Here is an 8895-nt window from a genome sequence, read left to right on the forward strand (position 1 = left end):
AATCTTTACGGTGAGGATGGCAACGACAATCTTTACGGTAATGCTGGCAACGACAATCTTTACGGTAATNTCGGCAACGACTCCCTTTACGGTAATGATGGCAATGATACCCTCATCGGTGGTGCTGGCAATGACTATCTTGACGGTGGTCTTGGAACTGATACCGCTAATTACAGCTATAGTACAATTGGAATTACGGCAAGTTTGTCCTCACAAACAGTAACTTTCACGGGTTCTTCTGAAAGCGACAAGTTAAATTCCATTGAAAATATCATCGGCTCTTCTGGCAACGATGCCCTATATGGGAATGGTCTTACTAATACTTTAGAAGGTGGTACTGGTAATGATATCCTGGAAGGCAATGAGGGCAACGATACCCTTGATGGTGGGGCGGGTGACGACATACTCATTGGTGGTTCTGGAAATGACACCTACAACTTTGATGCAGATATCAATTTAGGGACAGACAAAATCATTGAGCTAACAGTCAATTTACAGACCTATCATGGACTTTATCTGCAAGCTACAGATGCAAGTGGGGGCTACGGCATCAAGCAGCAAACCTCGCCTAGTACCTGGGAAACCTTTGAAGTTGTGCCTCTGGAAGATGGCAAAATTGCCCTGAGAACTTTCCATGATCGCTACGTGCAGGCCAAAGATCAATTAAGCAACTACAACCTGGCTCAACAAGATTTTATAGACACTTGGGAGAGTTTTGAGGTTATTCGTAGTGGCGGAAATAATATAGGGCTGAAAACATTTCATGGTCGCTATGTGCAGGCCAAAGATTTTTTCTCCAGCTATGCAGTAAGCCAACAATCCTTCCTCGATACGTGGGAAACCTTCCGTGTCATTGAATCAAATTCAGGAGTTGACACGCTAAATTTCTCAAATACTACCAATAACAGCATCAATATCGATTTGACTAAGACGGGTAAACAGACCGTCAACAGCAATCTATCCCTCGTTATTGGTTCAGTGCTAGGTAGTGGCATTGAAAATGTCATAGGTGGTAGCCAAGGCGACTATATTAAGGGCAATAACCTCAATAATGACCTCAACGGTGGTGCTGGCAATGATACCCTCATCGGTGATGGTGGCAATGATATCCTTATCGGTGGAAGTGGAAATGACTCCCTCTATGGTGGCATAGGTACAGATTATCTCTATGGCGAAGTTGGGGATGATCGAATTTTCGGTGAAGCCGGGAATGATATGTTAAATGGAGGTAGTGGCAATGATACTCTAGACGGTGGTGATGGTGATGACGACATCCAAGGTTGGAACGACAATGACTTGCTCATCGGTGGTGCTGGCAATGATACCCTCAATGGGATGTGGGGTAACGACACCCTGATTGGTGGTTTTGGAAATGATACCCTTTATGGTGGGACTGGTGCAGATAACTTCCGCTTTGATAGATCATATGAAGGAATCGACCGGATCAAAGACTTTAATCGCTCAGAAGGGGACAAAATTCTAATTAATGCTGCGACTTTTGGTACAGGAGTTACTTTACAACAGTTCAGCTTCAACTACAGCAACCAAGCTTTGTTCTTCAACAGTCAACCGATTGCCGTTTTAGAGAATGTCAACAGCAGTAACTTTTCTGTCACTCAAGATATAACTTTAGTCTGACCTTTTTAGGTTAGGACTTACACCTGAAATTAATGGGGCTACCACGCTACTGTTAATTTCAGGTGTTTAAATTGGCATGAACTACACCCTCTACATAAACGCAATTCCAATCAATCAATAAATATTATGGCTGACAACATTGCTTACACCCTGCAAATTCTTCACGCTTCCAGCTTAGAAGGCGGTACTAACACTTTTCAAGAAGCTATTAATTTTACTGCCCTTGTTGATGGCTTAGAAGAGCAAATTCTCAATAGTATTACCCTATCTACAGGTGATAACTTCCTCCCCGGTCCTGTATTCTTTGCAGCCGAAGACCTGGCAATGCGGGAAGCATTGATATCAGTCTATCAACAACTGACAGGCAACGAGTTAAGCTCCCTAGAAGTTGGTTCTGGTCGCCTAGATGCTACTTTGTTGAATATTATTGGCTTAGATGCTTCTGCCCTCGGAAACCACGAACTCTCTCAAGGTACATCAACCTTTGCCGGACTGATAGGTGCAGACTTAAATGGAACAAGCATCGAAAATATCCAATGGTTAGGCACACAGTTTCCTTACCTAGCAACTAACCTAGACTTCAGCCAAGATAATAGCCTCTCAGGATTGGCTACTACAGAAATTCTGACCAGCAATACCTTCCAATCTACCCCAGAACAATTGGTTAGTGAAGGTGCAAAACCAAAACTTGCCCCCGCCACCATTATTGAAGAAGGGGGAGAAAAAATAGGGGTTTTAGGCGTTAGCAACCCTCTGTTTAGAGATGTGACCCAAGCGGGAGATATTCAAGTTCTAGGAGGAGAAACAGTAGAGGCGATCGCTTCTGTATTGCAACCAACTATTGATATTCTTACAGATCAAGGTATTAACAAAATTATCTTGTTAAGTGACTTACCGAGTTTCGATTTAGACCAAGAGTTAATTAAACAACTCCAAGGTGTTGATGTGCTTCTTTCTGGTACTACTACCTTTTTAGCTGACGACACAGACACCTTACGTCCTGACGACACGGCAAATGGTACTTATCCCCTACTTACTACTGATAAAGATAATAACCCTGCCCTAATTGTCACAGGTGGAAATCAATATAAATACCTTGGTCGTCTGGTTCTAGACTTTGATGCAGAAGGTAAAATTATTACCGAAAATCTAGACCCTACCATCAATGGGATGTATGCTACCACTGATGAGATGGTTCAGTCAGTCTGGGAAGGTCAAGACCCTTTAGCCTCTGGCAGCAAAGGCGCACTCGTCAAGGAACTTACGGACTCTATTATTCAACTTATTGAATTAAAAGACACGCGCATTTTTGGTAAAACCGATGTATTGCTGAACGGAGAACGCAACAGTCTTCGCACAGAAGAAACCAACTTCGGCGATATGCTTGCAGATGCTAATCTAGCGGCGGCACAAAAAATAGACCCCACCGTTGCAGTAGCAATTCAAAATGCAGGTTCTATTCGCGCTAGTTTACCAGTAGGAGAAATTTCTCAACTCGATGTGGAAACTGTCCTGCGGTTTAACAACGAATTGGTACTGGTGACAGTTACGGCTGCTGAATTAAAAACCCTGTTAGAAAATGGTGTATCTCGTGCGAGTGCAGGTGAAACTTCAGGTCGTTTTCCCCAAGTATCAGGGCTAAAATTTAGCTTTGATACTACAGATGCTGAAAGTAATACTATTCCTGTCGGGGAAAGAATTCAGACTTTGGCATTGGTAGATAACGACGGCAAAATTACCGATGTGATTGTTCAAAATGGGGAAATTGTTGGTGATGCTGACCGTTCCATTCGCGTTGTTACTCTCAAATTCCTAGCTGATGGAGGTGATGGTTACGACTTCCCCAGCTTAGGTGAAAATGTAGTGAACGCAGAAATTACTGAGCAGCAGTCATTTAAAGATTTCTTAGAAGCTTATCAGGAGAATGCTTACAATGTAGGGGAAACTCTAGCATCAGAAGATTTACGCATTCAAAATTTAGATTTACGTAATGAGAATATTATACCAGATTTTAATCCTGGTGATATCAATGAAACCCCCACAGATTTGAGCTTAGATAGCAGCAGGGTAGATGAAAATGTAGTGAGTGGGACGGTGATTGGTAACTTCGCTACCACTGACCCAGACGTAAGTAATACTTTTGTATATAGCTTAGTCAGTGGTGATGGTAGTAGTGATAATAGTTTATTTGCAATCACACAAAACCAACTCACAATTAATGTTGCCCCTGATTTTGAAACAAAATCAAGTTACAACATCCGTGTTCGCACTACTGACCAAAACGGACTCTTCTTGGAAAAGCCGTTACAGATTTCTGTCAATGACATAGCTGAGAATGATCCTATTACCGACGTTCCGAAGTTGACCAAGAATGGTAACGATGTCTTTAACATCAAGAGTAAGCAGTTGCAAACAACATTACAAGTTACCCTCAACGGACGAGGTTCTAGAAATGTTAACGAACTGGGCGTATTTACTGTTGATGATGGTCAAGGTAGAATCAACGGTATTGCTCCAGGTGAAAATGGCTACAATCAAGCAGCGTTAACACGAATGCAGACTTTGTTTTCCACTATTACCAATAACCCCAATGGCTTTAATCCAGAAAAATTGAGTCATATGTTTCAATTTGACTCTAATGAAAACCTGAGATTTTATTTGGTAATAAATAGTACATTAGATGCCATTCGTGCTGGAAAAACTCCAATTTCTGACGTACTATTTTCTTCTCCTGGAAATCAAAGTATCACCCCTAGCAATGATGATGGTTTCATCTTAGCTTGGCAAGATGGTTCTAATAATACTGCTAACTTCCAAGATTTGGTTGTGAAACTGCAAGCCAGCAATCAAAAATTACCTTTGGGTGCAGGGGTGCAAAATATACCTCAAGGAGAAATGATTGATTTGCGAGATGTTGCTGGACAGGTAAAAGCAGATTTTGTGGTTAACAGAGAAGCAGCTTTCAACAATTTTGTTGGCTTCTATAAAGTTGCAAATATTAATGGTGGAATTGATACAAATGGTGATGGTACTGCTGACGTAAAACCAGGTGATTCTGATTACATTCAGGCTGCTATAGGTTCTAGAGTTGCTGGCATTGAATTAACTGTTAATAATCAAGGTAAGGCTAGTTTTACTGATAAGTTTGACGGGGGTGCTCTGTATGCTCCATTTATGATTGTTAATGGTAGACCCGATATTATTTTAGATAGTAATCCTAATAACGACCCTCAAGTTTATTTCCCCTTCCTGGGTGCTAACTCTGATCGACTTGACCATGTTCGTATGTTGGGAAATAATACCTTTGGTTTTGAAGATTTAGCTGGTGGTGGTGACGGGGATTATAACGATATCATTGTACAACTGAATTTGACGCAGGTTTCCTAACACGAGAGTGATTTTTTTCGGGGGAGATGGGACTGGGCGGGCGCATCTAAGGCTTGGGGGATGCGGAAATAAGAGGAGAAAACAGGTCGTCAAAGCGGCCATTGACCCAACTCAAGTGTAGATGTAACAAAGCTCCTGACTGGGCGCAGGGACTGCGCCCCTACCTTATGACTAATTAAACCTCTCCGAAAATGAATGTAGAGACCTTCTATAGAACGTCTCTACAAGGGTTTCAAACCATGCACATTTAATTACCGGAGATGTCTATTTACTACTTTAATTTTTTTTTAAGAAGTTCAAGATAAACAGAAATAATTGTGACATTTTTGATACAAATTTGTTAAGAATAGTTACAGCAGTGTCATGCAAGGAAATATTTCTTATGGTTGATCAGGTTGACAAAACACCAGTACATCAAGTTGTGATTATTGGCGGGGGCTTTGGGGGACTGTATGCCGCTAAGTCTATGGCTAAGGCCAATGTGCAAATCACTCTGATTGATAAACGCAATTTTCATCTCTTTCAACCTCTTCTGTACCAAGTAGCTACAGGTGCTTTATCCCCAGCGGATATTTCCTCTCCCTTGCGTTCTGTCCTCAGCAAGAGCAAGAATACAAAGGTGCTATTGGGTGAAGTGAATGATATTGACACCAATGCCCAAAGTGTCATGGTGGGCGAAGAAACAGTCCCCTACGATACCTTAATTGTGGCTACAGGGGCGAAGCATTCATATTTTGGTAAGGATAACTGGGAAGAATTTGCACCCGGTTTGAAGACTGTGGAAGATGCAATTGAAATGCGTCGGCGGATTTTTATGGCTTTTGAAGCCGCTGAAAATGAAAATGATCCGGTTAAACGCCAGGCTTTGTTAACTTTTGTAATTGTCGGTGGTGGTCCAACGGGGGTAGAATTAGCAGGAGCGATCGCTGAATTAGCAACTAAAACCCTCAAAGAAGATTTCCGCAACATTGACACCTCAGAAACCAGAGTTTTATTGTTAGAAGGTTTAGATCGTGTGCTTCCTCCCTTTGCACCGGAATTATCTCACACAGCAGAAGCATCATTAAAGGCTTTGGGTGTAGATGTGCAAACCAAAACATTAGTAACGCATATTGAAAATGATATAGTTACGATTAAGCAAGGTGATGAAGTTAAAGAAATTGCTGCGAAAACTGTGTTGTGGGCTGCGGGTGTGAAAGCCTCGCCAATGGGGAAAGTTTTGACAGAGAAGACAGGAGTTGAGAGCGATCGCGCTGGTCGTGTTATCGTTGAACCAGACCTAAGTATTAAAGGATTTCCCAACATTTTCGTAGTTGGTGACTTAGCAAATTTTGCCCATCAAAATGATAAACCCTTACCGGGAGTTGCACCAGTCGCCATGCAAGAAGGCGAATATGTAGCTAAACTAATTCAAAAACGTCTGAAAGGTGAAGCATTACCCCAATTTGAATATGTAGATAGAGGTAGTCTAGCAATGATTGGGCAACACGCCGCAGTTGTTGATTTAGGTTTCCTCAAACTTAGAGGTTTCTTCGCATGGTTTTTCTGGTTATTTGTACATATCTACTTCTTGATTGAATTTGATAATAAGTTAGTTGTGATGATTCAATGGTTGTGGAGTTATTTTACCCGCAATCGTGGCGCGAGATTAATTACAGGTAAGGAAACCATTGCACCTGTACCAATTGCAAATAGTGATAGTCACACGCCAGTTATCACAAAAAAGCCGTTGAATGTGTAGTTGGTAGTTTGTTAATAAGTCCTCAGATTAGTAAGTAGTCTGGGGATAGACAAAGATGAGCGTTTTTTCTAATTTCATGTATATTTGTTTCCCTATGTACTAAAATGGCTGTATTTCGTATCGCTAATCCCTTCCCACTAGAAGAATATAGATTAAATGAACCACGAAGGCGCGAAGAACGCGAAGGAAGAAGGAAGAAGATAGGTAATCTTAGACTGGGGAGGATGTAGTATCGCCATTCTATATTTAGGGAATAAAACAATACTATGTCTAACGATGATATAAATATTCAAAACAATCGAATTATATTTTTTGGTTTATTTATTGGGTTTATATTTATTTCAGTTGTAATTTATCCAATTTCCATTATTTTAACTACTGGAGAATGGACTGAATTATTAGAAAAAAAGTATGAATACGTGATTAAAGTTTTAACAACTGCTGGCTTAATTTTTGGTGGAATTGTAGGACTTATCAATATTTTCTTTGCAGCTAAACGTGCATACGCTATGGAAGGAAGTGCTAAAGCTGCTAATGAAAGTGCGATTGCTGCTAATAAAAATGCTGAAATTGCACTTGAAAATATCCAAATTGCCCGTAAAAACTTAAAAATATCAGAAGATAAGCAAATTACAGAAAGCTTTGCTAAAGCGATAGAACAGCTTGCGAGTGAAAAAATTGCAGTTAGATTAGGCGCGATTTATACTTTAGAGCGAATTGCCAAATATTCAGAAAAAGATCAATGGACAATTATGGAAGTTCTGACAGCTTTTGTCCGTCAGAATGCACCTGTTATAAAAGAAAATGAGTCACAATCTCCAGAAGATAAAGAAAAATTCCTAAAACTTAGAATTTATATTCAAGCGTGTTTAACTGTGATTGGAGAACGTAAACACCCAGATTTAGAAAATAAACGTCTTGATTTAACTGAAGTTAATATTAGTGGATTCAACCTCGAAGGATTCAACCTCACAGGAGCCAACCTCGCAGGAGCAAACCTCACAGGAGCCTACCTCTTCAAAGCCGACCTCACAGGAGCCGTCCTCTTCAAAGCCAACCTCACAGGAGCCAACCTCTTCAAAGCCGACCTCGAAGAAGCCAAACTCTTCGGAGCCGACCTCGAAGAAGCCAAACTCTTCGGAGCCAACCTCACAGGAGCCGACCTCGAAGGAGCCAACCTCATAGGAGCCGACCTCACAGGAGCCAACCTCACAGAAGCCTACCTCGAAGGAGCCGACCTCACAGGAGCCAAACTCGTCGTAGCCGACCTCACAGAAGCCGACCTCGCAGGAACCGACCTCACACAAGCCAACCTCAGAGAAGCCTACCGCTTTGAACTGATAACAGCGCAGAAAACAAAAGTTTTGCTCACAGAAGCCGACCTCGAAGGAGCGATACTCACACGCGCTACAATGCCAGATGGGTCAATTCATGATTAAGAAGATTTGATTCTTGTAAATTTTCAATAAACAAGACTTTCTCACCCACAAAACCGAATATTCAAAACAGTCGCTACCATTTTCTAAACCGAATCATATTACTACATAATAGAAATAGAAATTCTATCTTTAGGATTGTTAAGAATGTATCAAACAGATCCGCCACTTTCCCCTAAAGAAACATTACCGACAATGTATGATCTTCCTAGCGAAGACCCGGAGGAACCTGGTTTGCCAGATCAATTTCATTTATTCCAACCACAATTATTAGCAGAAACATTCCGTCCCCCTAACTATCCTAGCGACCAAATATTTACAGTTAGTGATATGAATCTTTATTATGATTCTCGTCACCCACTTTGGTATAAAATACCAGATTGGTTTGCAGTTTTAGGAGTACCATATTTATATGAAAATAGAGATTTACGTTTAAGTTATGTAGTGTGGCAAGAAGCAGTTAATCCTTATGTTGTCGTTGAGTTACTTTCACCGGGAACAGAAAAAGAAGACTTAGGGCAAACATTAAGAGATGTAGAAAAACCTCCTGGTAAATGGGAAATTTACGAACAACTTTTAAGAGTCCCCTATTATGCCATCTTTGATCGTTATAAATCTGAATTTAGAATGTTTCAGTTAACTGGCGCTCGTTATGCTGAAGTAAACTTATCAGATTTCCGGTTTTGGATTCCA

Annotated in this window: 4 protein-coding genes and 1 pseudogene; all 5 read left to right on the forward strand. The window is 41.0% G+C overall.

Translation table 11 applies throughout. From position 1 onward, the window contains the following. Nucleotides 1-1638 (forward strand): annotated as a pseudogene (locus FJR38_RS29165) (calcium-binding protein); the annotation flags it as partial. Nucleotides 1639-1764: 126 nt separating this feature from the next. Next, nucleotides 1765-5025, forward strand: a complete 3261-nt coding sequence (locus FJR38_RS27540; protein WP_174763945.1) for a 5'-nucleotidase C-terminal domain-containing protein — start codon at nucleotides 1765-1767, stop codon at nucleotides 5023-5025. A gap of 382 nt (nucleotides 5026-5407) precedes the next feature. Beyond that, complete coding sequence (locus FJR38_RS09260; protein ID WP_168494973.1) at nucleotides 5408-6766, forward strand: NAD(P)/FAD-dependent oxidoreductase; 1359 nt, start codon at nucleotides 5408-5410, stop codon at nucleotides 6764-6766. A gap of 266 nt (nucleotides 6767-7032) precedes the next feature. Continuing rightward, nucleotides 7033-8205 carry a pentapeptide repeat-containing protein gene (locus FJR38_RS09265; RefSeq protein ID WP_168536647.1) on the forward strand — a complete coding sequence of 391 codons (1173 nt, stop codon included), beginning with the start codon at nucleotides 7033-7035 and terminating at the stop codon, nucleotides 8203-8205. A 144-nt stretch (nucleotides 8206-8349) separates the two neighbouring features. Beyond that, nucleotides 8350-8895 (forward strand): Uma2 family endonuclease (locus FJR38_RS28355; RefSeq protein ID WP_254449408.1); only part of this gene is annotated, 546 nt, incomplete at its 3' end.

The sequence above is a fragment of the Anabaena sp. UHCC 0253 genome (genome assembly GCF_009712085.1).
Lineage (GTDB): Bacteria > Cyanobacteriota > Cyanobacteriia > Cyanobacteriales > Nostocaceae > Dolichospermum.